This window comes from Lentzea sp. NPDC058450 (assembly GCF_042721395.1).
Taxonomy (GTDB): Bacteria; Actinomycetota; Actinomycetes; order Mycobacteriales; family Pseudonocardiaceae; genus Lentzea.
On sequence record NZ_JBHXLO010000022.1, the window covers coordinates 36014 to 62940 of the forward strand.

Consider the following 26927-nt stretch of genomic DNA (forward strand, 5'->3'; position numbering starts at 1 on the left):
ACGTGACCGAAGGTAAGTAACTGTATGTCAGCACGTCATACGTCCCCCGGATTGTTCCGGCGGGTGGCCGTCCCCGTGGCCGCCCTGCTGGGAGTGGTCGCGGCGGCGGGCGTCACGGTCGTGGCACTGCGTGTCACCAGCGGCGCCGACTGCTCCGGAGCACTGCCGTTGAAGGTCGCCGTCACCCCGGCCGCCCTGGATGTCGTGAACGCCGCCGCGCAGGACTACCAGCGGTCACAGCCGGTCGTGAACGGCCGTTGCGTCCAGGTCCAGGTCGAGTCCCGCAACGCGGCCGACGTGGCGAACGAGCTCCCGACCGCGCAGATCAACCCCCACTCCCTGTGGATCCCCGACTCGTCGATGTGGGCGGCAGAGGCCCAGCGCCAGTCGGCCGAGACCGGCCCGGAGGCCCCGAAACTGGACATCAAGCCGTCCCTGGCCACCAGCCCGCTGGTCATGGCCGGTTCGGAGCAGGCGATGTCCAAGATCGGCTTCCCGGTCACCCCGGTCTCGTGGTCGAAGGTCGTCGACCCGCGCGTCCAGATCTCGATGAGCGACCCGACGATGACCTCGGAGGGTCTCGCCTCGCTCTTCGTGATTCGTACTTTGCTGGGTAATGCGGACGGAACGCCCAAACCGGAATTGGTGGGCACCCTCCTCCGCGTCGGCCGCAGTGCCGTTCCTTCCGTCCGCGACGCTTTCGGCAAAGTCACCACCGACGCCGAAAAGGCCCCGCTCTTCGCCGCGACCGAACAGTCCGTCGTGGCCAACAACAGGGCCGTGAAGGACAACGTCGTGCTGGGCGCCCCGCCGAAGGAAGGCACCCTCTCGTTCGACTACCCCCTGGTCCGGGTCTCCCGCCCGAACGAGCCGGAGGGCCTCGGCGAGGCGGCGGCCGAGTTCGAGAAGGCGCTGCGCTCCTCCGAGACCTCGAAGCGCTTCGGTGAAGCGGGCTTCCGCACGGTCCAGGGCGCCGCCCCGGCCAAGTGGTCGACCGACGTCGAAGGCGTCCAGGCGGGCGACGTGAAGCTGATCGAGACCCCGAACGCGGACCAGGTCTCCGAACTCCTCCGCACCTGGGGCGCCATCAGCCTCGACATGCGCATGCTGACCGTCATCGACGTCTCCGGCTCGATGATCGAGAAGAGCGGCAGCAACGGCAAGACCCGAGTGGAAGCCGCCACCGAGGCCTCCATGACGGCCCTCTCGATGCTCCCGGACACCACCGCCATCGGCCTCTGGGCGTTCTCCACCGACAAGAAGCCGCCGAACGACTGGATCGAACTGGTCCCGATCGGCCCGCTCGGAGAACCCCTGGCAGGCGTCACCCGCCGCAAGCGCCTGGAAGCGGGAGCCTCCCAGCTCCCCGGCCTGGTGGGCGGCGGCACGGCCCTGAACGACACGACGCTGGCGGCCTTCCGCCACGTCAAGCAGGGCTACGACGCCTCGAAGGTCAACTCCGTGGTCCTCATGACCGACGGCGTCAACGACGACATCTCGTCGATCGACACCCAGGCCCTGATCGAGACCCTGAAGCGCGAGTCCGACCCGGCCAAGCCCGTGCCGATCATCATGGTGGGCCTGGGCGACGAGGTGGACATGGACGCCCTGCGCGCCATCTCGGGGGCGACCGGCGGCAAGGCCTACCAGGCCCGCAACCCGGAGGACATCCGTTCCGTGCTCCTGGACGCGGTCTCGCAGCGCCGCTGCCGCCCGAACTGCTGACCCGCCGAACGACGAAGCCGGGCTTCCCGAAGGGGAGGCCCGGCTTTTCTTTGTCTCAACGGCAGGGCGCCAGCGCAAGGCGACCACCACCTTGGCCCGGCGCGAGCACCCAACCGCAGTCGTCAACGCAAGGCGACCACCGTCTTGGCCCGGCGCGCGCTCTCAACCGGCAGCCGTCAACGCAAACCCACCACCTGCGAAACCTGGCACGCGAAGCCGAAGGCGAGCCGAACGGGCTGATCCCCGCCACAGAGCCGGTTACGCCGCTCAAGGCGATTGGGGCTTTACCTTGAGGGGGCGGGATGCCACCCTCTCGGATCGGCCGGGCGCTTTTCAGCCCAGCTTTTCCGGACGACCAGCATCCCGCCAGAGGCTCAAGGTCAAGCCCCAATCGCAACCCCGGGGTCTTTCGTCACGACCCGCGCGAGCACCCTCGCAACCGCAGCCCGACCAGCACAACGCGACCAACCCCGCTGGAACAGGAACCGGCAACGGCAAACCGACCCGCGTAATCAGCTCGAGTAGACCTTCGGGTCCAGCGTGCCGATGTAGGGCAGGTCCCGGTACCGCTCCGCGTAGTCCAGCCCGTACCCCACGACGAACTCGTTAGGGATGTCGAACCCGACGTACTTGACCGGCACCTCCACCTTCACGGCGTCCGGCTTTCGCAGCAGCGTGCACACCTGCAACGACCGCGGCTTCCGCGACTGCAGGTTCTTCAAGAGCCACGACAACGTGAGCCCGGAGTCGATGATGTCCTCGACGATCACCACGTTCCGGTCCGCGATGTCGCGATCCAGGTCCTTCAGAATCCGCACCACGCCCGAGGACGAGGTCGAGGACCCATAGGACGACACTGCCATGAACTCGAGCTGCACCGGGACGGGCAGGGCCCGCGCCAGGTCGGCCATGAACATCACGGCGCCCTTGAGCACCGTGATCAGCACGAGGTCGGAGTCACCTTCTGGGTGATCAGCCGCGACCTGCTTGGCGAGTTCGGTGACCTTGTCGCTGATCTCCTGCTCGGTGATGAGCACGGATGCGATGTCGCCGTCGTACACGGACAGGTCCCCTCTGCTTAAGACTGTGGTTCCACAACGAGCCTGCCATGCGCGCGCCGCACGACAAAGCCGCCAGGTAGCCAGACACCGCCCTGACCGCGCCATTCACTCACCAGTGCGTCGACCCGGCGCAGGTGTGAATCGGACAGTTCAGGCACGCCTTCCTCGATCAGCCACGCCCTGAGCACCCTCCGGCGCAGTGCGACCGGCAGCTCGCAGATGTCATCAACGGCACAGCAGTCGCCGGCGAAGGCCGCGGCCAGCGAGTCGAGTGCGTCGCAGTCCTCCCGCAGCTGGGCCGCGGTCCGCGCCAGCGACGACGCCACCCCGCCCTGCAGCACCGACTCCAGCAACGGCAGGACCTCGGCGCGCAGCCGCACGCGGGTGAACGAGGGGTCGGAGTTGTGCGGGTCCTCCCACACCGAGATCCCCTGGTCCTCACACGCGGCCCTCGTCGTGCTCCGCGACACCCCGAGCAACGGCCGTCCCCAAGGCGCGTCGAACACCCGCATCCCGGCGATCGACCGGGGCCCGGACCCGCGGCCCAGCCCCAGCAGCACGGTCTCGGCCTGGTCGTCCAGCGTGTGGCCCAGCAGCACCACCCCGGCCGCGGGCCTCAGCGCCGCGTAGCGAGCCGCACGGGCCGCGCCCTCAGGCCCACCGGGTCCGGACACCACCACGGGCTCGACACGCGACAGGAGCCCGAATTCGGCGCACTGCGCGGCGGCGCGCAACGCCACGTCGGCGGACCCCGGCTGCAGCTGGTGGTCGACCACCACGGCCGACGCACCGGGCACCAGCCGTCCGACGCACGCGGCCAGTGCCAGCGAGTCGGCCCCGCCGGACACGGCCACGGTCACGGCCTCGGGCCGCACGGCGTCCAGGAACCGCCGGACCGCCGAACGGATCTCGGCGACCGGACCGTTCACGGCGACACGCGGCGCAGCCAGCTCATCGGCTCGGCGATCTCCGCACGCGTCGGCAGGGTGTCGGCGGACGTCCAGATCGCGTTGAAGCCGTCCATGCCCACCCGCTCGACCACGTACGAGGTGAACTCCGCGCCCTCCTCGTACTGCCGCACCTTCGCCTCGACGCCCAGCACGGTGCGCAGCACGCGGTCCAGCAGGCCGCCGCCCTTGCGCCGGGCGCTGAACCGGGTGCGGATGGTCGACACGGACGGCACGACGGACGGGCCCACGGCGTCCATCACGTGGTCGGCGTGGCCTTCGAGCAAAGTGGACAGTGCGATCAGGCGGTCCAGCACGGCCTTCTGCTGCGGCGACTGGATGAGCTCGATCAGGCCCATCGGTCCGTCGCCCGCGCGCAGCTTGGTGCGGAAGTCGCGGATCAGGTCGGTCAGCGGCGCGCGCTCTTCGTCCATAGAGGACAGCAGCGCGGTGACCTGGTCGGAGAAGTACTGCCGCAGCCACGGCACGCCGGTGAACTGCAGCCGGTGCGTGCACTCGTGCAGGCACACCCACATCCGGAAGTCGTCGTCCGGCACGTCGAGAGCCTGTTGCGCCCCAACGATGTTCGGCGCGACCAGCAGCAACCGCCCGGCGAGCTGGTCGTTGGGGCTGAACGGGTCGTACTGCCCGAGCACGCGCGACGACAGGAACGCCATCACGACACCGGCCTGCACGCCCGCGGTCCCGGCGAGAAGGCCGGCCATCGGCCCTGTCTGCCGGGGCATCGCGGGCCCTGTCAGCGCCGCAAGACCCTGCGCGGCAGCGGCCACCCAGGCCGGCCGGTCCACGACCTCGCCCGGCAGCAGGGGCAGCCCCGGTCCGAGCCCGGTCAGCTCGCGGACGTGCACCTCCGCCTGTGGCGCGAGCTCGCGAAGCCTGCCGACGACGTGGTCCGCCTCGTCCTTGCCGATCACCGGGCCGGGCCTGACGAGCCGTGTGGCGGTCGAAACCGCCAGCTCCCAGTCCACCGGGCCGAGCTCTGCCTCCGTCGCGCCGTTCACGCTTCCGACGCTACCTGCGCACGGGCCGCTACGAACAGCCACAACCCCGCAACGCAGCGGCCATCACGTCGAGCGCCGGGCGCACCTCGGTCTCCGGGTTGCGGTTGCTCGCGGACATGAACGAGAACACGAGCACCCGTCCGTCCACGTCGACCACGACGCCCGCGAGCGCGTTGACGCCGGTGAGCGTGCCGGTCTTGGCCCGCACCCAGCCCTTGCCGGACGCCGCGTCGCCGTCGTAGCGACCGGCCAGCGTGCCGCTGCCGCCCGCCACGGGCAGCGCGGTCAGCAACGGCCGCAGCTTCGCGGTGCGCGCGTCGTCGAGCGTGGGCTTGGCCGCCGCGGTCAGCACGTCGGTCAGGAGCTTGGCCGGGATCTTGTTCGAGGCGGACAGTCCACTGCCGTCCACGAGGTTCGCGGCGGTGAGGTCGAAGCCCGCCTTGGTCAGCGTGTCCCGGACGGCCTTCACGCCTCCCGCGAACGACGCCTCGTTGCCCGTCTTGAGAGCGATCTCGCGCGCGACGGCCTCGGTCAGCACGTTGTCCGAGATCTGCATCATGTTGTCGACGAGCTGCTCGATCGGCGCCGACTTGATCTCGCCGAGCACCTGCGCGCCGGCCGGAGCGGCACCGGCCGTGGCACCGGGAGCCCCGATCCGCTGCGCGAACGCGTCCGCCGCCGCCTGGCCGGGGCTCGCCGTGCGGGCGCCGTTGACGTTGGACTGGTCGACCCGCCCGCCGTCGAGCATGAACGGCACGATCGGCGCGACGGACCCGCCCGCGATGTCGGCGGTCTCCCACTGCGGCCCGAGGGCCTCGCCCGCGTACCGGCTGAGGTCGAACTGGACCTTGGTCACCGGCCCCTTGGCCTTGACCTGGTTGACGAGGTCGTCGAGCGTCGCCGCGCCGGGGTAGACCGACTTGCCGGGCACGCCGGAGATCGTCGGGTCACCGCCGCCGACGATCACGACGGTGCCGGGCTCCGCGCCCGCCACGACCTTGGTGGAGAGCTGGTCGGTCTTCTCCAGGCTGAGCAACGCGGCCGCGGCCGTGAGGATCTTCAGGCTGGACGCCGGGGTCGCCGGCGTGGTGTCGCCCTGCTGCCACAGCGCCGTGCCGCTCGCCGGGTCGATCACGCTGCCCGTCAACGTGCCGAGCGCGCTGTTGCCCGCCGGTCCGGTCAGCACGCCCTTCACCCCCGTCGCCGACGGGGCCGGACCACCCGCGGTGACGGCCTTGACCAGCGTCTGGACGTTCGCGGGAGCGGCCGGAGGCTTGGTCTCGACCGCCTTCGTGCCGCCGAACTCCTGCACGGCGTAGATCGTCGCGCCGGCGAGAGCGGCCACCACGACCAGGCTGAGCACGACGACGAGGCCCTTGCGGCTCTTGCGCGGCTCGTCGGCCGAGAGGCGGTCCTCCGGCTCCTCCTCGTAGCCCGTGACGGGCAGGTCCCGCGGTTCCTGCCGCGGCGGCGGAGGCGCCACCGGGCGGGTCTGCTCAGGACGCGGCGGCGCGGGAGGCGGCGGGGCACTCTGCAGCTGGTCGACGCGCTTCGTCGGTTCAGGACGCGGCGGCGCGGACTCCGGTCTCACCGCCTGGTCGAACCAGGACTGTTCGAGGTGCGGCAACTGGTCGACGCGCGCCGTCTTGGCGTTCGGCACGGCCAGCTCGGTCGTGCGCTGGTCGGCCTTGGGCTCGACGCGCACCGGGACGGCCCGAGGTTGGCCGACTTCCGGACCAATCGGGCCGTGAGACTTCCCACCGGCGTTTTCCGCCGAGGGCGCCGGAGCGCCTCCGAAACCGGGCACTGGCACACCCGAGGGGCCGGCACCGGCACCCGGACCGTTCGGCACGGAACGGATCGGCGACGACCGCGGCGGCTCCGGTGTGGACGGCGGCGAAAGCACGGCCGCGAGCGGGAAACGCATCGTCGGCTGATCCACCGACGGGCGGTTGACCTGCACCGTTGGCTGTTGCGCGGCGGCGACCGACCCTGCGTCGTCGTCCTCGGTCGGCCACTGGGGCTCGTCCGGCAAGTGGGCCTCCGCTAGCTCGGTACGGGCAATCTCACACCCACCAACCGCGGCTCCGATGAGGGTTGACAAGGCGTTGTGGTCCACACTAGTGGGCATCACGAATGGGCTACATGAGCGAGGACCAGTGGAATTCGACGTCCTGATCGAGATCCCCAAGGGCGTGCGCAACAAGTACGAGGTGGACCACAAGAGTGGCCGCATCCGCCTCGACCGGACGTTGTTCACGTCGACGCAGTACCCCGCCGACTACGGGTTCATCGAGAACACGCTGGGTGAGGACGGCGACCCGCTGGACGCCCTCGTGCTCGTCCAGGAACCGACGTTCCCCGGCTGCCTGATCGCCGCTCGTGCGATCGGCATGTTCCGCATGACGGACGAGAAGGGCGGCGACGACAAGGTTCTGTGCGTCCCGGCCAACGACCCGCGCCACGAGCACCTGCGCGACATCCACCACCTGGCGGAGTTCGACCGCCTGGAGATCCAGCACTTCTTCGAGGTCTACAAGGACCTCGAGCCGGGCAAGAGCGTCGAGGGCGCTTCCTGGGTCGGCCGCACCGAGGCCGAGGCCGAGATCAAGCGCTCCTACCAGCGCTTGAAGGACGCCGAGGCACGCGGCGAGTCGTTCCACTAGGGACACACGCGAAAAGAGGGGGACTGCTCGGAGCAGTCCCCCTCTTCTTCGTTTCCGCGACTAGACCGCGATGGCCTCGGCGTCCGCGACCCGCTCCAGACCCGACTTGGTCGACAGCGGCTTCTCGCGCAGGAACCACACGAGGACGAACGCGGCGATCATCACGATGCCGCCGGTCAGGAAGACCGTGTCGATCGCGCTGGAGAACCCGTCGAGGAACGGCTTGGCCAGCACCGGGTCGAGCCCGTTGAGGAACTCGGTGTTGTTGATGTCCACACCGGACCCGCCACCGCCCTGCAGCATCTTCGCGAACTCCGGGTTCTGGCCCAGAGCGGCGCGGAAGGCGTCGGTCTGCGCGGCGGCCCGCAGGCCCTCCGCGATCTTGTCGCCGACCGTGCTGAACAGGATCGACAGGAACACCGCGGTGCCGACGGTGCCACCGATCTGGCGGAAGAACGTCGCCGAAGCGGTCGCCACGCCCATGTCACGGGGCTCGGCGTCGTTCTGGATCGCCAGCAGCAGCGTCTGCATGCACTGGCCGAGGCCCGCGCCCATCAGGAACATGTAGCCCATGACGAGCCAGCTCGGCGTGTCCGTGCCGATGGTGCTGAGCAGGAACAACGCGATCGCCATCAGGCCGGCGCCGATGATCGGGAAGATCTTGTAGCGGCCGGTCTTCGAGGTCACGCGACCGGCGATCGCGGTGGCCGACATGATGCCGAACGTCATCGGCAGCAGCATCAGGCCCGACGTGGTCGGCGTGACGCCCTTGACGATCTGCAGGTACAGCGGGATGGAGACCATGCCGCCGAACATGCCGATGCCGAGCACGAAGTTGATCGTGTTGCCGAGCGAGAACGTCTGGTTGCGGAACATCCGGATCGGCAGCAGCGCCTCGTCGCCCATGCGGTTCTCGACCCACACGAACGCCACCAGGCCCAGCACGCCGATCACGTACATCGCGATCGACAGACCCGACGCCCAGCCCCACTCACGGCCCTGTTCGGCCACGATCAGCAGCGGCACCAGGCCGACGGTCAGCGCGATGGCGCCACCGAAGTCGATGCGATGGTTCACCCGCTGGTGCGGGATGTTCAGCACGCGGGCCACGACGAACAGCGCGAGCAGCGCGATCGGCACGTTGACCAGGAACACCCAGCGCCAGCCGGTGACACCCAGGAACGAGCTCATACCGGCGAACACGCCGCCGATGACCGGCCCGAGCACGCTGGCCGAACCGAACACGGCCATGAAGTACGCGGAGTACTTGCTGCGCTCACGCGGCGAGATGATGTCCGCCATGATCGCGAAGGCCAGCGACATCAGACCGCCGGCGCCGAGGCCCTGCACCGCGCGGAACGCGGCCAGCTCGTACATCGACGTCGCGATGCCCGAGAGCAGCGAGCCGACGAGGAACAGCGAGATCGCCGCGAGGTACATCGGCTTGCGCCCGTAGATGTCCGACAGCTTGCCGTACAACGGGGTCGTGATGGTCGCGGTGATCAGGTAGGCGGTGGTCGCCCACGCCTGCAACGTCTGTCCGTGCAACTGGTCCGCGATGGTCTTCATGGCGCTGGCGACGATCATCTGGTCCAGCGCCGCGAGGAACATGCCCAGCAGCAGACCCGACAGGATCGTCATGATCTGGCGATGCGACAGGGAAACCCCTGGCGTGGGTGTCGCCTCGGTTGTCGATGACATTTCTAGTCTTCCCCTTCTGCGCGGGGCCCCGTCCCGCGGTAGGTCAAAAGCGCTGGAATGACGCGCTCGTAGTCCTGCACGAAGCGTTCGAACAGGTCCGCGAAGCCCTTGAAGTCCCCGTCGGCCCAGTCCGCGAACACCTGCTCGATCGCCTCGTTGCGCTGCCGGCGTCGCGTCATGATCAGCTCGCGGCCCGCTTCGGTGACCGCGAGAACACTGGCCCGGCCGTCCGCCGGGTCAGCACGCCTCTCGACGAGCCCGTCCTTCACCAGCGCGGCCACCTGCCGGCTGATCGTGGACGGGTCGGAGAGCACCGCCTCCGCGAGCGCGCTCGAACGGCATTCCCCGAGTCCGGAGAGCGTCGCGAGAAGCACGAAGGCGGACTTGTCCATGCCCTGCTTGGCCATCTGGTGAGTGACCTGGGCGTGCATCTTGTTGAGCCGAACCATCGCCATGCCGACCCGGTCCGCGAGCTCGTGCTCCGGATCGACGTCGAAGACGACGCCTGGACACCTGCCCGGATCGACCATCTGACACCTCGTTGCTTGTATCACCCAACTAGTTGCTCGGTACAAGCATCCATCTCGGTCCACCGGATTGCAAGTGAGTTTCAGGTCTCACTCCACAGTGGAGTGGTACGCACGCTCCGAGTAGCCGCTACTGACGGGTAGCCCACGGGGTTACCCGCCGGTAGCATCCGTCTCATGAGCCAAGACGTGTCGTTCATCGCCGACGCCATGAAGCAGGCAGTGCCGTACGTGAAGACGACCGGCATCGAGTTCGAGGAGGTGTCGGCGAGCCGCATCGTGGCGTCCCTGCCGGACACCCCCGAGCTGCACAACCACATCGGCGGCCCGCACGCCGCGATGATGTTCGGCCTCGGCGAGTCCGCGTCCGGCGCCGTCGTGATGGCCGCGTTCGCCGCGCACCTCGCGAAGGCCACGCCGCTCGCCGTCAGCGCGGAGATCTCCTACAAGAAGATCGCCATGGGCCCGCTGCGCGCGGAGGCCGTGCTCGGGCGGTCCGCGGACGAGGTCCTGGCCGAACTGGAGGCCGGTACGCGGCCCGAGTTCCCCGTCACCATCACGATCAGCAACGCCGAGGGCGTCACCACCGGTGAGATGACCGTCGTCTGGACGCTCAAGCCCGCACGCTGAACTGGGCGTCTCCGTATTTCGGTTGGAAATCGCAATGAACCGAAACTCGCGAAATACGTAACCTTGGCGGCTCTCCGCCCCGCGTGCACCATCGAGGTCATGTCGGGGTGGAGAACTGTGGGCGGGGTCGTGCTGGTCCTGTTCACCGCGGGATGTGCCGCACAGGTGCAGCAGTCGAGGCCGGTCGCCGTCGAGAAACCGGCCCAGGACGACGCGCCGGTGACGGCGTCGTCTTCGGCGTCGGTCCCTCCCGCCCAGCTCGGCATCAGCGTGGCGGCGATCGTGGACGGCCGGTCCGTGATGCTCTCCGACGGCTCGAAAGCCGAGGTCAGCGGCCTTGCGCAGCCCGGCGCGTGCTGGGCGGACGCCGCCACGAGCTTCGCCAAGAGCATGCTGCTGAACCAGCAGGTGCGCTACGACCGGACCACCGGCGTTCTCTCGCTCACCGACGGCACCGACTACGCGTTGCTCGCGCTGGGCAACGGCGCAGGCCGTGCGATCGGCTCCCCCACGCCGGGTCAGAAGGAGGCCGAGGGCGCCGCCCAGCGCGTGCCGATGGGCCTGTGGGGCGTGCCGTGCGGCGGCAAGGACGTCCTGGAGACCTCGACTCCCCCGCCTCCACCACCCCCTCCGGCGACGACGACCACGACCAAGAAGCCGCCGACCACGACCACACCGCCGAAGCCCACCTTCTTCGCGACCTGCGACGACGCGCGCAGGGCCGGTGCCGCGCCGCTCTACTGGGGTCAGCCGGGCTACCGGGTCGAGCTCGACGACAACCGCAACGGCATCGCCTGCGAATCCCGGTACCGCTAATAACCTCAGCGGCATGAAGCTGGACAAGGCCGCTGTCGAGTACAGCCCCGCGAGCGCCGGGGACATCGCGAAGCGAGCGGAAGACGCTGGCTACGACGGGTTCTGGCTCGCCGAGACCAAGCACGACCCGTTCCTCGCGCTGGCCGGGGCCGCCGCGGCGACCGAGCGGATTGAGCTCGGCACGGCGATCGCGGTGGCGTTCGCGCGCAACCCGATGACCGTCGCGACCACGGCGAACGACCTGCGGTTGTTGTCCGAGGGCCGGTTCAACCTCGGCCTGGGCTCGCAGATCGAGGCCCACATCACCAAGCGGTTCGCCATGCCGTGGAGCAAGCCGGCCGCGCGCATGCGCGAGTTCGTACTGGCCCTGCGCGCGATCTGGCACGCCTGGGAGACCGGTGAGCGGCTGGCGTTCCGCGGCGAGTTCTACAAGCACACGCTGATGACGCCGTTCTTCGATCCAGGCACGAACCCGCACGGCCCGGCGCCGATCTACCTCGCGGGCGTCGGCGAGCTGATGACCGAGGTGGCGGGCGAGGTCGCGGACGGCTTCCTGTGCCACAACTTCACGACCGAGCGGTACCTGCGCGAGGTGACGCTGCCGGCGCTGGAACGCGGCCGTGCGAAGGCGGGGAGGTCCTTGGAGGGCTTCGAGATCAGCGGCCCGGTGTTCACCGCGACGAACGACGACGAGATCGCCGACGTCAAGCGGCAGATCGCGTTCTACGGGTCGACGCCCGCGTACAAGCCGGTGCTGGACCTGCACGGCTGGGGCGCGCTGCACGAAGACCTGCACCGCATGTCACGGCGGCAGCAGTGGGCGGAGATGAGCGACCTGATCACGGACGAGGTGCTGGCCGAGTTCTGCGTGCTCGGCACGCCGGAGACCGTCACGGACCTGCTCCTGGAGCGGTACGGCGACGTCGTCACCCGCATCTCTCCGTCGCGGAACGTGCTTCAGCGCCCGGAGAAGTGACTGAGCCCGTGCCGTGCCAGCTCGGCGTGGAACCCGTCGAGCTCGGCGCGCACCCTGGCGACACCCCTCTTGCGGATCCACCTGCGTCTGCCGACGTTGGCGGCGGTCAGGGCGAACGGCAGGGCGAGCAGGGTCAGGACTATCGCGATGGTCATCTCGTCTCCTCAGGGGGTTGCGAACAAGCAACGACCAATCGAGACGTCGCTTACGGTACCGGCTCGAACGCCACCCAGGTGGAGCAAAGTCACCGACAGTCGACTGTGTCTTGACTAATTTTGTTTTCGGTGTGACGCTGGGTCCATGTTCGAAGTGGCGGTGATCGAGGACCCGTCCGCGGCCGAGGTGTCGCTGGACCCGGTGCGGGCGCGACTGCTCGCGGAGCTGGTGGAGCCAGGATCGGCGACGATGCTCGCCGCGAAGGTCGGGCTGCCCAGGCAGAAGGTGAACTACCACCTGCGCACGCTGGAGCAGCACGGCCTGGTGGAGCTCGTCGAGGAACGACGCAAGGGCAACGTGAACGAACGCCTGCTGCAGGCGACCGCCGCGTCCTACGTCATCTCCCCGACGGCGCTCGCGGCCGTGCAGCCCGACCCGGCGCGGTCGCCCGACCGGTTGTCCGCGCGGTGGCTGCTCGCGGTCTCGGCCCGGCTGGTGCGCGACGTCGGCACGTTGATCACGGGGGCGACCAGGGCGAAGAAGCGGCTCGCGACGTTCGCGCTGGACGGCGAGGTCCGCTTCGCCTCCGCGGCCGACCGCGCGGCGTTCGCCGAGGAGCTCGCCGGGTTCATGACGCAGCTCGTCGCGAAGTACCACGACGAACAGTCAGAAGGAGGGCGTCCGCACCGAGTCGTCGTCGCCCTGCACCCGAGCGTGAACGCCGCCGCCAAGGAGGACGAGTCGTGACCCACCAGTTCGAGATCGGCAAGGAGGTCGAGGTCGCGGGAACCCCGGAGCAGGTCTGGGAGGCCATCGCGACCGGGCCCGGCATCGACTCGTGGTTCATGGGCCCGCACACCGTCGACGGTCGCGTGGGCGGCCGCATGACGCTCGACCTGGGCTTCTTCCAGGAGTCCTCGACGATCACCACGTGGGAGCCCGGCAAGCACCTCGCCTACGAGAGCGACAAGGGCGAGGACGGCACGTTCCACGCGATGGAGTACCTGATCGAGGGCCGCGAGCAGGGCACCACCGTGCTGCGGTTCGTGCACAGCGGCATCCTCGCCGACGGCTGGGGCGACGAGTTCGTCGACCAGCAGTCGAAGGGCTGGGACATGTACCTGTCCACGCTGGCGTCGTACGTCGAGCACTTCCCCGGGCAGCCCGGCACGTACGTCTTCGCGCAGTGGCCCGAACAGCCGGAAGGCGCGAACAACTGGCCGGTGCTGCTCGCCGCGCTCGGCGTGCCGCTGGACCCGGAGGTCGGCGACGAGGTCACGTTGCAGCCGTTCGGCATCCACGGCGTCGTGGACTACGTGGTGCGCCACGACCTGCACAACTTCCTCGGCGTGCGCGGGCCTCAGGGCATCTACCGCTTCCACGGCACGAGCGCGTTCGGCCACCACGTCTTCGGTGACGCCTCCGGTGAAGCCGAGCGCTGGCAGGCGTTCCTGACTCAGACCGTCGGCGGGCAGACCTCGTAGACGTAGTCCTCGTGCCCGTACGGCACGACGAGCCGGTCGCGGCGGATGATCGACACCTTGCCGCCGCGATCGGCGCACGACTTGTTGAACCCGGCCTCGGTGTACTCGATCTGGAAGAAGTCGCGGCCGAACGCGTTGGCGTAGGTCCCGCACTCGTTCTGGACCTGGCAGTCCTCGGTGATCGCGAAGTCGAAGCCGATCTCCTTCTTCCCCGCGTCCCCCAGCTCGGCCGTGTTCTTCTGCGCCACCGCGAGCCCCTGCTCGTGCGCGTACCGCACGAACGCCTTCATGAACTCCTTGGTGGCGTTGAGGTCGAACGCGCCCTGTGAGCGTTGGTAGGAGTCGAGGTTGTCCGGCTCTATGCCCTTGAAGAACGACGTCTTGCAGTCCTTGATCCACTTCTTCTGGATCTCCAGGATCTTCGCCCGCTTCTCGCCGGTGGAGATGTCGAGAATCCCCTCCTGCCACTCGGGATCGATCGCCGGCTCACCGTTGCGCTTCACCAGCAGGTCGTCGTGGTTCTTGCGCCACCAGTCGAGCCCGCCCTCGGCCGAGTTCGGCTGCGTCTGCAAGGCGTTGAGGTAGCAGATGTTGTACCGCCGGCCGTCGATGATCTTGCTGCGGTCCCGCACCACGATCTTCACCGGCACGTCGGGCTGGTAGGCGCCCCCGAGCTGGTAGTCGAGCTGCCCACCAGCGGGCGGGTTCTCCCGCGGCGGCATCTCGGGCTCGCTCGCGCACCCGCCGCCGAGCAGGACCAGAACGGCAAGTGCCGCAACAGGTTTGACCAGTGTTCTGAGCTCCACGTGACGACCTTCCCGGTCTCGACGCCCTCAGGCCGTTCACAGCAGCCACTCAGCCTGCTCCACCGCATGTCTCACTGGCGTGAGGATTACGCCGTTGGGCGGCCATCAAGTCGTTGGGGCCGGGTATCACCCGTACATGCGGTGGTTGCTGCTGATCCTCGTCCTGGCGGGCTGTTCCGCGATCCCCCTGTCGCCCTCGGCGCCCTCCGCGGCCCAGGTGGACCGCGTGCCGGAGGGAACGCTCGACGCCGCGGCCGCACGAACCTCGCTCGCCGCCCTGCCCGTCGCGGCACAGGGACGGATGGACGGATACGTGCGCGACTGCGACGACGGCAAGGCGTGCGTCTTCGGACAGCCCTGGTTCGACACCGACGGCGACGGCTGCGACCAGCGCAGCCAGGTGCTGGCCCGCGACCTGGCCGAGGTGACCCGCAAGCCGGGCCGGTGCAGCGTGCAGTCCGGCGTCCTGGACGACCCGTACACCGGGTCCCAGGAGAAGACCGTGTCGAAGATCCAGATCGACCACGTGGTGCCGCTGGCCGAGATGTGGCGCAGCGGAGCGGCTTCCTGGGCTCCCGAGCAACGGCTGGCGGCGGCCAACGACCTCCGCAACCTGGTGGCGGTGGCGGGCAAGGTGAACCAGTCGAAGGGCGACAAGACGCCGGACGAGTGGATGCCGCCGGCCGCCGGGTACGCGTGCTCGTACGGGCGGATCTACGTGACGGTGAAGGCGGCCTACGGGCTGTCGGTGGCGCCGGCGGAGCGTTCGGCGCTGGAGCAGGCCCTCACCACGTGTGGCTGACCTGCTCGCGCGGCCCTAAGGTCCGCGAGAGTGAGTCCGCCCTTCGAGCACGACCTCAACCTCCGGCGCTACCACTGGGCCGGCTACGTCATCCCGGCCGTGCTGATCGTGTCGTCCGTCGCCGCAGTAGTGCGCTACCCGAGCTGGCTGTGGTTGCCGCCCGTCCTCTGCTCCTTCGGCGCCGCGTTCGCGACGTTCCGCATTCGCAGTCGGTCCACCTACGGGCAGGTGTTCGTCTGGGCAATCGCGGCGGGAGTGTTGATCGTGCTGGCGATCGTGGCGGCGAGCCTGGAGATGAAATCCGCGGTACCGCGCTGAGCCTGTGCGGGAAATGCAGAAGGGCCAGGTCACGAATGACCTGGCCCTTCCGTCTCACCGAGCCGCCTATCGGAATCGAACCGATGACCTGCTCATTACGAGTGAGCCGCTCTGGCCGACTGAGCTAAGGCGGCGAGACGCGATAACTATAACCGACACGCAAGCGCGTTACTCACGGGGGTCCCCCTCGTTGTACGGACAGTGACCGAGGTCACCACCTCCCCACCGCCGAGGAGTGGTCCATGCGCCGTTCGTTGTCCGTGCCGCTGGCCGGGTTGCTGCTCGCGCTCGTCGCGATGCCCGCGCTCGCGCAGCCCCCGACCACTCCGGTGCCGGGGCCGCGTGATCCGAACCAGCCGCCGGCGTCGGCGCCGAACGGGCCCCAGCCCCTCGCGCACGCCGTGGGGGACGCGGGGACCGGGTTGAGCGTGCTGCGGCTCGGGCCGCAGGGGGTGCCGACGAACACGATCCTGCCCGGGTTCGGGGATCAGCTGCCGAAGCAGTCGGTGTCCGAGTTCGGCTTGGGGCTCGCGAGTGCGCAGGTCAACACCGAGGCGTTCCTCGCCACCGAGCGGGTGGTGACGCAGGCCAATCCGTTCGGGTTCGCGGTGGCCGGGCGGGCGCCGCAGACGCCGGGGACGTTGGTGCAGACGGCGATTCCGGACAACCCGCAGCCGACGAACGGCGGGCTGCCGATTCCGGAGACGCCGCTCGCGAAGCTCAAGGCGTTGAACGGCAGCGTGCAGGCGCGGTGGGACGAGAAGGTCGGGCCGTGCGTCAGTCCGCTGGCGACTGCCAGGACGTCGCTGGCCGGGCTCGAGGTGCTGAGTGCGTTGCCGGCCGAGGTGCCGTTGCCGGTGAAGACCAGCCTGATCAGCATTCCGGACACGTTCGAGGCGAGCTCGGTGGTCAAGCTCGTCGACCTGCCGGGCAGCAAGAACAAGGCGGTCGAGTCGACGTCGACGATGCGCGCGGTCAGCGTGGAGCTGGCCGGGGGCATCAAGATCGACGTGGCCACGCCGCCGACGCTCACGGCCACGTCGACCGGGGACGAGCGGACGTCGAAGATCACGTACTCCGCGCCGGTGCTGAAGGTCAGCCAGAACGGCAAGGAGCTCGGCACGCTCGACGCCGCGCACCCGACGCTGGACATCCCGTTGTTGCTGGACCTGGTCGTGGTGAAGCTCCAGATCGCCGGGCTCAACGAGAAGAAGGCGGCGTTCTCCGGCAACGGGTTCAGCGGGTTCCAGCTCGGCGCCACGGCCCGGATGCTCGACGTGCAGCTGCTGCCGACGGACAAGCTCAAGCTGCCGACCCTGCCCACGGCGCTCGCGCAGATCTCGCTGGGCGAGCAGATCGTGCGGGCCGCGGCGCCGCAGGGAGGCGTGATCTGCGGGACGTCGCAGCCGCCGCAGACGACCGTGCCGCAGCAGCCTGGTGCGCCGGCCGCACCGCCGAAGGGCGCGCCGCCGCTGGCCTACACCAACGCCGCGTACAACTCGATCCCGTTGTTCTGGACCGGAACGGCGTTGCTGCTCGCGGGTGTCGTGCTCTTCGCCGCGCTGCCGTCCCGGCGGCCGTCCGGGAAGTCCTCCAGTCCCAACTGACGGACGCCCGGGGTTGTTCTGTCTGGCGGAACGTAGTTCCATGCGGGTAGCCATTCCGCCGCCAGATCGGAAGGCACGCACGCAATGCAGGTCAGGCACTCGACCCACCCGGCCCAGCTGCCGGGCTTCGACACGGACGGACTGCGGCAGCACTACCTCGTCGACGACCTCTTCGCACCGGGTGAGGTCCGGACCGTCTACACGCACGAGGACCGCATCGTGCTGGGAGGAGCAACCCCGAAACCGGGCGAGCCGCTCCCGCTGAAGAGCGCTTCTCCCCTGCGGTCGCGGTACTTCCTCGAACGGCGCGAGCTCGCCGTCGTCGCCGTCCGCGGCACCGGGACGATCACCGTCGACGGCACGGAGCACGCACTGGGCACCCGTGACTGCCTCTACATCGGACAGGGCGCTCAGGACGTCGAGTTCCACGCGTCCGATGAGGACACCCGCTTCTACCTGTTCTCCACGCCGTCGCACGCGCAGCACCCCACGGCCGTCGCCCGCTACGACGAGGTCGAGGTGATGAACGCGGGCGACCAGAGCACCGCGAACCGCCGGGAGATCCGCAAGTTCGTGCACGCCGACGGCATCCGCTCGTCGCAGCTGGTGCTCGGCGTGACGTCGCTCGCGCCCGGCAGCGTCTGGAACACCATGCCGCCGCACACCCATGACCGGCGCACGGAGTGCTACCTCTACTTCGACCTGCCGGAGGACCACCGCGTCGTCCACCTGTGCGGCGAACCGCAGAACACGCGGAACATCTTGGTGCGCAACGAGGAAGCGGTGATCTCCCCGTCCTGGTCCGTCCACAGTGGAGCAGGAACGCACTCGTACACGTTCGTGTGGGCGATGGGTGGCGAGAACCAGGCCTACGACGACATGGACCAGGTCGCCGTGACGGAGCTGCGATGAGCTTCTCGTTGGCAGGAAAGACAGCTCTCGTGACGGGCGCACGCACGGGTATCGGCCGGGCCATCGCCCGCGGTCTGCACGAGGCGGGCGCCCAGCTCGTCCTCGTCGGGCGCGGCGACCTGTCCGACGTGGCACCGGCGCTCGCCACGGTCTCGATCGACCTCGCCGAACCGGAGTCCGTCGAACCCGCCCTGGCCCCGATCCTCGACCAGCACCGCGTCGACGTCGTGGTCAACAACGCCGGCACGATCCACCGGGGTGCCGCCGTCGACGTCTCGCTGTCCGACTGGCAGCGGATCATGGCGGTCAACCTCGACTCGGCGTTCGAGATCTCGAAGCTCTGCGGCCGGCAGATGATCGCGAACGGCGGCGGCAAGGTCGTCAACATCGCCTCGATGCTGTCGTTCCAGGGCGGCATCCTCGTCTCCGCCTACACCGCCTCGAAGCACGCCCTGGTCGGCATGACCAAGCTGCTCGCGAACGAGTGGGCCGAGTCGAACGTGCAGGTCAACGCCATCGCGCCGGGCTACATCGCCACCGACAACACCGCACCGCTACGTGCCGACCCCGACCGCGAGCCCGCGATCAGGACCCGCATCCCGGCCGGCCGCTGGGGCACGCCGGAAGATCTGGTGGGTCCGGCGGTGTTCCTTTCCAGCGCCGCGTCCGATTATGTGACCGGACACGTTCTGGTCGTGGACGGAGGCTGGCTGGCGAGATGACCGACACCGCCGTCGAGAAGACGCTCGCCGTGCTGGAGGCCCTGGCCGACCACCCGCGCATCACCGACATCGCGCGGGTGACGGGTCTGCCGAAGTCGACGGTCCACCGCCTCCTGCAGGCGATGGTGGACCGCGGCTTCGCGACCCCGACCGCCGACGGCTACCTCACCGGCCCACGCGTCCTCGCCCTCGCGGGCAAGGTGCTGCGGCCGATGGACACGGTCGAGCGGGCACGACCGGCCCTGCGCGCACTGCAGCAGTCGACGCGCTGCACCGTGCACCTGGCCGTGCTCTTCGGCGACGAACTGGTCTACGTGGACAAGATCGAGGCCGACAAGCCGTACCGCATGGCGTCACGGCTGGGCATGTCCCTGCCCGCCCACGGCACCGCCATCGGCAAGGCCGTGCTGGCCTCGCTCTCCGCCACCGAACTGGACGCTTACCTCGACCGAACCGGCCTCCCCGGCCGGACGCCGCACACGATCACCTCCTCTCCTCGACTGAAGGCGCAGCTCACGCGGGTCAGCAGGTCCCGCTTCGCGCTGGACGACGAGGAGAACGAGGTGGGCGTGCGCTGCGTCGGCGCCGCAGTCCGCGACCACGCGGGCACGGTGATCGGCGGGCTGTCGGCGTCCACGCTCGCGCTGGAGCACTCGCTGCCCGAGCTGATCGCGCTCGGGCCGCGGGTGCTGCGGGCGGCGGACGAGGTGTCAGCCGCGCTGGGGTGGCTCTGACCGCGCGGCGACCGCGTCGAACAGGTCCCAGCCGTCGAGTTCGCGGACCTCGGACCGCCACCCAGCCACGTCGAGCAGCGCGCGGATCACGCCGGGCCGGTTGAGGTTCAGACTGCGGCCGCCAGTGAGCACCTCGCCGGCGTGCATCAGGCCGTCTGCGACGTGGCGCTCTTCGCCGGCCTGGAACACGATCACGAGCCGCCCGGACTCGCCCTCGCGGTGCAGCCGCACGACCTCGCGGCAGCCGTCGCCGCAGGAGTGGCGCACCGACCAGACGAACCGGTCGGTGCCGATCAGCAACGACCTCGCCCCTCGTCTCGCCACCGGATCAGCCGCGCTGGGGTGGCTCTGAGACCTCCGGCAGGAGGTCGAGCAGGCGGGCGATGTCGTGGAACCCCGCCGGGCACGCCTCCACGACGGCCTCGTGTCCCGTGACGGACTTCGCGTACAGCAGCAGGAACCACGGATCGAGCAGGTCCGGGTTGTAGAGGTGCGCCTCGACGGTCACGCCGTCGTCGTCCTCGCACAGGACGTGCGGGTCGTGGTGGTGGAGCCACCACGTCCGCCCGACGGCGAAGACCTCGTCCGAGATGTCGTCGGGGTTCGGCAGCGCGCCGACCAGCGCGTGCGCCAGCGCGCGGAACTCCGCGATCAGCCGTTCCAGGTCCGGCCGGAGCCGCGCCGCCGTCTCCGGCGTCATGGTCACGCCGAAGTCAGCCACGGTGCAGGGTGGTGACCATCGCCTCGACGGCGATCCGCGGCTTCACGTTGACCTCGATCGCCTCGCGGCACGCCAGCACGGCTTCCAGCCGCCGCAGGATCGACTCCGGCGTCCACTGGGCCGCGGCCGTGCGCGAGTCGGCGGCGCGGTCCGGGTGCATCAGGGCCGCCTCGGAGCCGCTGCGCACGACCAGGGCGTCGCGGTAGAAGCCGGCCAGGTCGACCAGGGCCATGTCGAGCGAGTCGCGCTGGGTCCGGGTGGCGCGGGACTTCTGGCGCTTCTCCAGGTCCTTCAACGCGCCCTTCGCGCCTCGGGTGGCGGCGGCGGTGCCCTTGCCGGTGCCGCCCGCGCCCATCGCGGTCTCCAGGGCCTCGCGCTCGGCCTCGTTGCGGGCCTCGTTGGCCGTGGAGGCGTCGTCCTCCGCGGCCTTGATCAGCTCGTCGGCGCAGGTGAAGACGTCGGCGGGGCGGCGCAGGGCCAGTGGGATGCGCAGCACGGACTCGCGGCGCGAGCGCGACTGCTCGTCCGAGGCCAGGCGGCGGGCCCGGCCCACGTGACCGCCGCAGACCGAGGCCGCCCACTGGGCCATCTCGGGCGAGATGCCGTCGACCTCCTCCAACGCCGAGGCGATGGCGGCGGGGCGCGGCGAGCCCAGGGACACCAGGCGGCAGCGGGAGCGGATCGTCACGGACACGTCGTCCGGGTGGTCGGACGGGGCGCAGAGCAGGAAGACGGTGCGCTCCGGGGGTTCCTCGACGGCCTTGAGCAGGGCGTTCGCGGCGCCCTCGGTCAGGCGGTCGGCGTCCTCGATGATCACGACCTGCCAGCGGCCCGAGGTGGGGCGGCGGGCCGAGATCTGGACGAGCGAGCGCATCTCGGCGACCGAGATCGAGAGGCCTTCTGGGGCGACTACGCGCACGTCGGCGTGGGTGCCGTGCAACGTCGTGCGGCAGCCGGTGCACTCGCCGCAGCCCGGACGGTCGTCGGTCACCACGCACTGCAACGCGGCGGCGAACGCGCGGGCGGTGGACGAACGGCCGGAGCCGGGCGGGCCGGTGAAGAGCCAGGCGTGCGTCATCACACCAGGTGCGGGGGTGCCGCCGGAGACGATCGTGGCCGCTGCCTCCGCGGACGCCGACAGGGTCGCCACCGCGTCGGGCTGGCCGACCACCTCGTGCCACACGCTCATGAGTGCAGTCTTCCAGCGGCGGGTCAGACCGCGGGGACCGGGCGCCTGCGGGTCGCGAGCAACGGCACCACGGCGGCGCGGACCCGTTCGGCCACCTCGTCGGTGTCGCCGTCCGCGTCGACCACCAGGTACCGGTCGGGGTCAGCCGCCGCCATCTCGCTCAGCAGCCGCTGCACACGCCAGTGGTGCTCGGGACCGATGCCCTTGCCGTCGGTCACCGGCCGGTCGAGCAGGATCGTGAGGTCGGGACGCAGCCTGCCGGTGGCCCAGTCGACCAGGCCTTCGAGCTCCTGGTGCTCCAGCGTGCTGGTCGCGGTGAAGTGCGCCAAAGGCGAGTCGACGTACCGCTCCATCACCACCACGGAACCCGAGTCGAGCGCGGGGCGCACCTGCCGTTCGACGACATCGGCCCGCACGGCGGCAGCGACCAGAGCCTGCGCGCGGACGCCCGCCAGCTCCGCTGACGACAACATCGTGCGCAACCGGCGTTCGTCGTGCTCGGGGTCGGCGGCCAGCACGACGTCGAGCCCTTCCGCGCGCAACGCGGCGGCCAGGCGCCTGGCCTGCACCGACGTGTCCTCGCGGGTGTCGCCCTCGATCGCGATCAGCATGCCCGTGGTGTGCCGCCGGCCCCGGATCGCCGCGAACAACGACGACAGCACCGGCTCCTCGCGCCGGTCGTCCATCTGCCGGTACGCGACGAGGCCCAGCACGATGGCGATCACCGCGCCGCCGACCATCACCGGACGGCTGGCGTCGACCTCCATCGGGTGGCCGAACACGCTGACCTGCCGCTTCTGCAGCAACGTGAGCAGCAGCGGCGCGCCTGCCGACGCACCGAACAGCACGACCTTCAGCAACGTCTGGATCAACGCGACCGTGCGGCCGCGCATGTCGTCCTGGACCTGCGAGCCCACGATCGTGAGGCCCGTCAGGAACGCCACGCCCGCGCACGCGCCGACCAGCGCCACCGTCAGCAGCGCGATCCACAGGTGCGGGGCCAGCGCGACCAGCGCGAGCGAGATGCCGGCGAGCACGATCGTGACGCCGAAGAGCCGGTTGTAGGCGAGCCGCTGGGCCAGCCGCGGCGCCGTCGCCATGCCGGCCGCGAGCCCGAGGAACACGGCCACGAACAGCAGGCCGAACGTCGAGGCGCCGCCCAGCAGCGACAACGCGTAGGTCTTCGCCGTGCCGATCACGACACCGGCCGCGGCGAACGCGCCGACCATGCCGATGAGCAGGCCGCGGACCAGCGGCGTCCGGCCGGCGAACCGCAGCCCCTCGCGCAGCATCGCGACGAAGCCGGGCTTGTCCCCGGCGTCCTTCGCGGGAGCGGCGGAGACGCGGCCGGACAGCTCCGGCAGGCGGGTCGCGACCAGGATCGCCGAGGTGAAGTACAGCAGGCCGTTGATCACCACCGCGATCGTCGCGATGCTGAACTCCAGGTTCCCGCCCTGCAGGTTCAGGTACGCGGGGATGCCCGAGATCAGCGAGTACAGGCCGAAGCCGCTGATCGTGGAGATGCCGTAGGTCATCACCAGGCCGAGCTGGTTCGCCGACTCCACCTGGTCGGGGCGGCGCAGCAGGTTCGGGACCGCCGACTCCTTGGCCGGGATCCACAGCATTGCGCAGCAGCCGACCAGGAAGTTCGCGATGAAGAGCCAGATCGGCGAGCCGACCAGCGCGATCGAGATGAACAGCGACCCGCGCAGGACGTCGCAGACGACCATGACCTTGCGGCGGTCGAACTTGTCCGCGAGCACGCCGCCGATCGGCGCGAAGAGGATGCCCGGCAGCAGCTGGGTGAGCACGACCAGCGGCAGCGCGAACGACTGCCACTCGTAGCTCTTCATCATCGTGGAGACCAGACCGGTCAACGCGAGCAGTGACAGCCAGTCACCAACGCTGCACAGGTAGGTGACGAGCCAGAGCCGCCGGAACGGCCGGATGGCGAGTACCGATCGAAGCCGGTGAACCGTGGACACGCTGGACTGGGCCTGCCCTGCCTGGCCTGCCTCGGTCGCCGGTGTGTCCGCGTCCTGAATTTCCGTCACCCCTAAGTCGCCACTCCCGTGCGATCAGCGTAACCGGATGTGGTGAGCCAGGATGACGGACTCGGGACACGGCTAGCTGAAGATCGCTCCGAGGATGCTGACCAGGACCAGCACGAAGAACCCGATGACGACCAGGCAGCCGATGAACGCGGCCACGCCACTCGTCTGTTGTGTGGGCTGTTGTTGTTGCTGCGCAGGGTTTTGCGCGGGCATCTGGTAAGCGGGAGCGAACTGTTGCGGAGCGTACTGGTGCTGCGGGCGCGGCGCCCGGCCACGCGGACGCCGTTGCTCGCGCTGCATCTGCTCGTGGATCGCCTGCCGCATCTGCTCGGTCGGCGCCGGAGGTGTCGGCACCGCCACAGGTGAGCTGAAAGCCGTCCACTGAGGAGTGACGTAACTGTCCGCCGTCACCAGTCCTGCGAGGGGGTCCGGGTACAGCCGGGGAGGCGGCGGGGCCTGAGTCCCGTCGGGTCCGAACTCGTTCGTCGGCACCGCCACCACCCCCTGCGACGTGTCAGCTCTTGGTCTTGGCCGGAGCCTTCTTCGGCGCGGCGGGCTTCTTCGCCGCCGGCTTCTTGGCGGGGGCCTTCTTCTTGACCGGCCCCTTCGCGCGCTTCTCGGCCAGCAGCTCGGCCGCGCGCTCGTCGGTGATCGACTCGACGCTGTCGGTCTTGCGCAGCGACGCGTTCGCCTCGCCGTCGGTGACGTACGGGCCGAAGCGGCCCTCCTTGATCACCATCGGCTTGCCGGACACCGGGTCGTTGCCCATCTCGCGCAACGGCGGTGCGGCGGCCGCACGACCACGCTTCTTCGGCTCCGAGTAGATCTTCAGGGCCTCTTCCATCGTGACCGAGAAGATCTGCGCCTCGTCGGTCAGCGACCGCGAGTCCGTGCCCTTCTTCAGGTACGGGCCGTAACGACCGTTCTGCGCGGTGATCTCGGCACCCGTCTCCGGGTCCTTGCCGACCACGCGCGGCAGCGAGAGCAGCTTCAGCGCGTCGTCGATCGTGATCGTGTCGAGCGACATCGACTTGAACAACGAGCCGGTGCGCGGCTTCGGGGCCTTCGCCTTGGACTTCGCGGCGGTGCCGTTCTCGGCCGGTTCCGGCAGCACCTCGGTGACGTACGGACCGAAGCGGCCTTCCTTGGCCACGATCTCGTTGCCCGAGACCGGGTCGGTGCCCAGGGACCGGCCCTCCTGCGGCGTCGAGAAGAGCTTCTCGGCGATCTCGCTGGTCAGCTCGTCGGGCGCCAGGTCGTCCGGCAGGTTCGCGCGCTGCGCGGCCTCGTCGACCTCGCGCTCCAGGTACGGCCCGAAGCGGCCGACGCGGACGACGACCGTGCGGCCCTCGTCGTCGCTGAACAGCGGGATCGAGTTGACCTCACGCGGGTCGATGTCCTCGACACCCGTGCCGACCAGCTTCTTCAGGCCGCCGGAACGGCCGATCGAGCCGTCCGGGCCGACGCTGCCGCCGAAGTAGAACCCGGACAGCCAGTTCGTGCGGCCCTGCCGGCCTGCGGCGATGCCGTCCAGCTCGTCTTCCAGCGCCGCGGTGAAGTCGTAGTCGACCAGGCGGCCGAAGTGCTGCTCCAGCAGCCCGACCACGGCGAACGCGACCCAGGACGGGACCAGCGCCGCGCCCTTCTTCCACACGTAGCCGCGGTCCTGGATGGTGCTGATGATCGACGAGTAGGTGGAGGGGCGGCCGATGCCGAGCTCCTCCATCGTCTTGATCAGCGACGGCTCGGTGTAGCGCGACGGCGGCGAGGTCGTGTGCCCGTCCGCGGACAGCTCCGCGATCGTCAGGTCCTGGTCCTTGACCAGCAACGGCAGGCGCGACTCCGCGTCGTCCGACTCGCCACCGGCCTCGGCGTCGACGGTCTCGACGTAGGCCTTGAGGAAGCCGGCGAACGTGATCGTGCGGCCGGACGCGGCGAACGTGACCTCCTGGCCCGTCGCGGCACGCCCCTGGATGCGGATCGAGGTCGTGTTGCCCCGCGCGTCGGCCATCTGGGACGCGATCGTGCGCTGCCAGATCATCTCGTAGAGCTTGAACTCGTCCGAGTCGAGCTCCGCCGCGACCTGGCCCGGCGTGCGGAAGACCTCTCCCGCCGGCCTGATGGCCTCGTGGGCCTCCTGCGCGTTCTTGACCTTGCGGGTGTACTGGCGCGGCTTGTCGGCGACGTACTGCGCGCCGTACAGGTCCGTGGCCTGCGTGCGGGCCGCGTTGATCGCGGTCTCCGACAGCGTGGTGCTGTCGGTACGCATGTAGGTGATGTAGCCGTTCTCGTACAGCTTCTGGGCCGTGCGCATCGTGCGGTCGGCGGAGAAGCGCAGCTTGCGGCCTGCCTCCTGCTGCAGCGTCGAGGTCATGAACGGCGCGTACGGCTTGCGCGTGTACGGCTTCTCCTCGACCGAGGAGACCTTGACCGGCGCGTTCTGCAGTCCGGCCGCGATGGCGCGGGCCTGCTGCTCGTCCAGCACGGTCACGTCGGCCTTGCCGGTGAGCTTGCCGTCCGAACCGAAGTCACGGCCCGTGGCGAGCCTCGTGCCGTCGACGGCCACGAGACGCGCGCCGAACTGACGCGGCGTGGCCTCGGCACCGGCGTCCATCTGCGCGGAGATGTCCCAGTAGCTCGCCGAGACGAACTTCATCCGCTCGCGTTCGCGCTCCACGACCAGACGCGTCGCCACGGACTGCACGCGGCCTGCCGAGAGCTTCGGCATGACCTTCTTCCACAGCACCGGGCTGACCTCGTAGCCGTAGAGGCGGTCGAGGATGCGGCGGGTCTCCTGCGCGTCGACCAGGTCCTGGTCGAGGTCGCGGGGGTTCGCGGCGGCGGCCTGGATCGCGGACTCGGTGATCTCGTGGAACACCATCCGGCGGACCGGGATCTTCGGCTTCAGGGTCTCGAGGAGGTGCCAGGCGATGGCCTCACCCTCGCGGTCACCGTCTGTCGCGAGGTAGAGCTCGTCGACGTCCTTCAACGCTTCCTTGAGCTCGGTGACCAGCGACTTCTTGTCGGCGGAGACCACGTAGAGGGGTTCGAAGTCGTGGTCGACGTCCACGCCGAGCCTGGCCCAGGCCTGGCCCTTGAACTTCGCGGGGACGTCGGCGGCACCGCGCGGAAGGTCCCGGATGTGTCCCCTGGAGGACTCCACGACGAAGTTGGCGCCGAGGTACGAGGCGATCTTGCGCGCCTTCGTGGGCGACTCGACGATCACCAGTCGTCGGGTGCTGCCCCCGCCTCCGCTGCTCTTTCTCGTCCGTGTCGATCCAGCCACTCGCCGTCCCGCTCTCTTCCAAACCCGGTTCCCAGGCCCGCCAGTGTTGCCCAGCGTCGGCCGAA

27 protein-coding genes and 1 tRNA gene are annotated in these 26927 nt (G+C 69.7%); 13 read left to right on the forward strand and 15 right to left on the reverse strand.

The window, feature by feature from the left end:
* Nucleotides 1-63 precede the first annotated feature (63 nt).
* Complete coding sequence (locus ACFWNN_RS29135; RefSeq protein ID WP_382443121.1) at nucleotides 64-1725, forward strand: substrate-binding and VWA domain-containing protein; 1662 nt, start codon at nucleotides 64-66, stop codon at nucleotides 1723-1725.
* A 512-nt stretch (nucleotides 1726-2237) separates the two neighbouring features.
* Here ACFWNN_RS29135 and hpt read toward each other — a convergent pair.
* Genes hpt through dacB form a run of 4 tightly spaced genes read right to left on the reverse strand, consistent with a single transcriptional unit; the run spans nucleotide 2238 to nucleotide 6460 of the window.
* Nucleotides 2238-2786 (reverse strand): hypoxanthine phosphoribosyltransferase, encoded by a 549-nt coding sequence (hpt, locus tag ACFWNN_RS29140; protein ID WP_030477529.1) that lies wholly within the window; start codon nucleotides 2784-2786, stop codon nucleotides 2238-2240.
* A gap of 17 nt (nucleotides 2787-2803) precedes the next feature.
* Entirely contained in the window at nucleotides 2804-3715 is a 912-nt protein-coding gene (gene tilS / locus ACFWNN_RS29145; protein ID WP_382443122.1) for a tRNA lysidine(34) synthetase TilS, read from the reverse strand.
* Nucleotides 3712-4755, reverse strand: coding sequence for a zinc-dependent metalloprotease (locus ACFWNN_RS29150; RefSeq protein WP_382443123.1), 1044 nt, complete (start codon nucleotides 4753-4755; stop codon nucleotides 3712-3714). The genes tilS and ACFWNN_RS29150 overlap by 4 nt, the downstream gene beginning before the upstream one ends.
* A gap of 28 nt (nucleotides 4756-4783) precedes the next feature.
* On the reverse strand, nucleotides 4784-6460 hold the full coding sequence (gene dacB / locus ACFWNN_RS29155; RefSeq protein WP_382443124.1) for a D-alanyl-D-alanine carboxypeptidase/D-alanyl-D-alanine-endopeptidase: 1677 nt from the start codon (nucleotides 6458-6460) through the stop codon (nucleotides 4784-4786).
* A 454-nt stretch (nucleotides 6461-6914) separates the two neighbouring features.
* Between dacB and ACFWNN_RS29160 the strand changes: the two genes are divergently transcribed.
* Entirely contained in the window at nucleotides 6915-7421 is a 507-nt protein-coding gene (locus ACFWNN_RS29160) for an inorganic diphosphatase (protein WP_285647754.1), read from the forward strand.
* A 60-nt stretch (nucleotides 7422-7481) separates the two neighbouring features.
* On the opposite strand, the gene ACFWNN_RS29165 is transcribed toward ACFWNN_RS29160, so the two are convergent.
* Together ACFWNN_RS29165 and ACFWNN_RS29170 are read right to left on the reverse strand one after the other, a co-directional pair.
* Nucleotides 7482-9122, reverse strand: a complete 1641-nt coding sequence (locus tag ACFWNN_RS29165) for an MDR family MFS transporter (protein WP_382443125.1) — start codon at nucleotides 9120-9122, stop codon at nucleotides 7482-7484.
* A gap of 2 nt (nucleotides 9123-9124) precedes the next feature.
* Complete coding sequence (locus ACFWNN_RS29170; RefSeq protein ID WP_382443126.1) at nucleotides 9125-9652, reverse strand: MarR family winged helix-turn-helix transcriptional regulator; 528 nt, start codon at nucleotides 9650-9652, stop codon at nucleotides 9125-9127.
* Nucleotides 9653-9826: 174 nt separating this feature from the next.
* Between ACFWNN_RS29170 and ACFWNN_RS29175 the strand changes: the two genes are divergently transcribed.
* The 3 genes from ACFWNN_RS29175 (at nucleotide 9827) to ACFWNN_RS29185 (ending at nucleotide 12071) form a co-directional block, all read left to right on the forward strand.
* On the forward strand, nucleotides 9827-10279 hold the full coding sequence (locus ACFWNN_RS29175; protein WP_382443127.1) for a DUF4442 domain-containing protein: 453 nt from the start codon (nucleotides 9827-9829) through the stop codon (nucleotides 10277-10279).
* A 99-nt stretch (nucleotides 10280-10378) separates the two neighbouring features.
* The gene (locus tag ACFWNN_RS29180; RefSeq protein WP_382443128.1) at nucleotides 10379-11095 is read left to right on the forward strand and encodes an excalibur calcium-binding domain-containing protein; all 717 of its coding nucleotides are present in this window, start codon (nucleotides 10379-10381) and stop codon (nucleotides 11093-11095) included.
* Between the two features lie 13 nt (nucleotides 11096-11108).
* Nucleotides 11109-12071 carry a TIGR03617 family F420-dependent LLM class oxidoreductase gene (locus tag ACFWNN_RS29185; protein WP_382443129.1) on the forward strand — a complete coding sequence of 321 codons (963 nt, stop codon included), beginning with the start codon at nucleotides 11109-11111 and terminating at the stop codon, nucleotides 12069-12071.
* On the opposite strand, the gene ACFWNN_RS29190 is transcribed toward ACFWNN_RS29185, so the two are convergent.
* Complete coding sequence (locus tag ACFWNN_RS29190) at nucleotides 12053-12226, reverse strand: hypothetical protein (protein ID WP_382443130.1); 174 nt, start codon at nucleotides 12224-12226, stop codon at nucleotides 12053-12055. The two genes, ACFWNN_RS29185 and ACFWNN_RS29190, sit on opposite strands and share 19 nt — an antisense overlap.
* A gap of 145 nt (nucleotides 12227-12371) precedes the next feature.
* Between ACFWNN_RS29190 and ACFWNN_RS29195 the strand changes: the two genes are divergently transcribed.
* Nucleotides 12372-12974, forward strand: a complete 603-nt coding sequence (locus ACFWNN_RS29195; protein WP_382443131.1) for an ArsR/SmtB family transcription factor — start codon at nucleotides 12372-12374, stop codon at nucleotides 12972-12974.
* Nucleotides 12971-13711, forward strand: a complete 741-nt coding sequence (locus tag ACFWNN_RS29200) for an SRPBCC domain-containing protein (protein ID WP_382443132.1) — start codon at nucleotides 12971-12973, stop codon at nucleotides 13709-13711. The genes ACFWNN_RS29195 and ACFWNN_RS29200 overlap by 4 nt, the downstream gene beginning before the upstream one ends.
* On the opposite strand, the gene ACFWNN_RS29205 is transcribed toward ACFWNN_RS29200, so the two are convergent.
* A complete protein-coding gene (locus ACFWNN_RS29205; RefSeq protein ID WP_382443133.1) occupies nucleotides 13684-14517 on the reverse strand; it encodes an endo alpha-1,4 polygalactosaminidase in 834 nt (277 codons plus the stop codon). The two genes, ACFWNN_RS29200 and ACFWNN_RS29205, sit on opposite strands and share 28 nt — an antisense overlap.
* A gap of 136 nt (nucleotides 14518-14653) precedes the next feature.
* Between ACFWNN_RS29205 and ACFWNN_RS29210 the strand changes: the two genes are divergently transcribed.
* A complete protein-coding gene (locus ACFWNN_RS29210; protein WP_382443134.1) occupies nucleotides 14654-15319 on the forward strand; it encodes an HNH endonuclease family protein in 666 nt (221 codons plus the stop codon).
* Between the two features lie 30 nt (nucleotides 15320-15349).
* Complete coding sequence (locus tag ACFWNN_RS29215) at nucleotides 15350-15637, forward strand: hypothetical protein (protein WP_382443135.1); 288 nt, start codon at nucleotides 15350-15352, stop codon at nucleotides 15635-15637.
* Nucleotides 15638-15697: 60 nt separating this feature from the next.
* On the opposite strand, the gene ACFWNN_RS29220 is transcribed toward ACFWNN_RS29215, so the two are convergent.
* A tRNA-Thr gene (locus tag ACFWNN_RS29220) sits at nucleotides 15698-15771 on the reverse strand.
* A 108-nt stretch (nucleotides 15772-15879) separates the two neighbouring features.
* On the opposite strand from ACFWNN_RS29220, the gene ACFWNN_RS29225 reads away from it, so the two are divergent.
* The 4 genes from ACFWNN_RS29225 (at nucleotide 15880) to ACFWNN_RS29240 (ending at nucleotide 19612) form a co-directional block, all read left to right on the forward strand.
* Nucleotides 15880-17244, forward strand: a complete 1365-nt coding sequence (locus ACFWNN_RS29225; protein ID WP_382443136.1) for a hypothetical protein — start codon at nucleotides 15880-15882, stop codon at nucleotides 17242-17244.
* Nucleotides 17245-17328: 84 nt separating this feature from the next.
* Entirely contained in the window at nucleotides 17329-18156 is an 828-nt protein-coding gene (gene kduI / locus ACFWNN_RS29230; RefSeq protein WP_382443137.1) for a 5-dehydro-4-deoxy-D-glucuronate isomerase, read from the forward strand.
* Complete coding sequence (locus ACFWNN_RS29235) at nucleotides 18153-18878, forward strand: SDR family oxidoreductase (RefSeq protein WP_382443138.1); 726 nt, start codon at nucleotides 18153-18155, stop codon at nucleotides 18876-18878. Before kduI ends, ACFWNN_RS29235 begins: the two co-directional genes overlap by 4 nt.
* On the forward strand, nucleotides 18875-19612 hold the full coding sequence (locus ACFWNN_RS29240) for an IclR family transcriptional regulator (RefSeq protein ID WP_382443139.1): 738 nt from the start codon (nucleotides 18875-18877) through the stop codon (nucleotides 19610-19612). Before ACFWNN_RS29235 ends, ACFWNN_RS29240 begins: the two co-directional genes overlap by 4 nt.
* Here the strand turns inward: ACFWNN_RS29240 and ACFWNN_RS29245 are convergent.
* From ACFWNN_RS29245 to topA, 6 genes are all read right to left on the reverse strand, one after another.
* A complete protein-coding gene (locus ACFWNN_RS29245) occupies nucleotides 19589-19936 on the reverse strand; it encodes a hypothetical protein (RefSeq protein ID WP_382443140.1) in 348 nt (115 codons plus the stop codon). The genes ACFWNN_RS29240 and ACFWNN_RS29245 overlap by 24 nt on opposite strands.
* Before the next feature lie 4 nt (nucleotides 19937-19940).
* Nucleotides 19941-20333 carry a hypothetical protein gene (locus ACFWNN_RS29250; protein WP_382443141.1) on the reverse strand — a complete coding sequence of 131 codons (393 nt, stop codon included), beginning with the start codon at nucleotides 20331-20333 and terminating at the stop codon, nucleotides 19941-19943.
* Nucleotides 20326-21522: a DNA polymerase III subunit delta' gene (locus ACFWNN_RS29255; protein ID WP_382443142.1), complete on the reverse strand. Its 1197-nt coding sequence runs from the start codon at nucleotides 21520-21522 to the stop codon at nucleotides 20326-20328. The genes ACFWNN_RS29250 and ACFWNN_RS29255 overlap by 8 nt, the downstream gene beginning before the upstream one ends.
* Nucleotides 21523-21545: 23 nt before the next feature.
* A complete protein-coding gene (locus ACFWNN_RS29260; protein ID WP_382443143.1) occupies nucleotides 21546-23576 on the reverse strand; it encodes a bifunctional MFS transporter/dTMP kinase in 2031 nt (676 codons plus the stop codon).
* Nucleotides 23577-23648: 72 nt separating this feature from the next.
* Nucleotides 23649-24068 (reverse strand): hypothetical protein, encoded by a 420-nt coding sequence (locus ACFWNN_RS29265; protein ID WP_382443144.1) that lies wholly within the window; start codon nucleotides 24066-24068, stop codon nucleotides 23649-23651.
* A gap of 22 nt (nucleotides 24069-24090) precedes the next feature.
* Nucleotides 24091-26862 (reverse strand): type I DNA topoisomerase, encoded by a 2772-nt coding sequence (gene topA, locus ACFWNN_RS29270; RefSeq protein WP_382443145.1) that lies wholly within the window; start codon nucleotides 26860-26862, stop codon nucleotides 24091-24093.
* Nucleotides 26863-26927 lie beyond the last annotated feature (65 nt).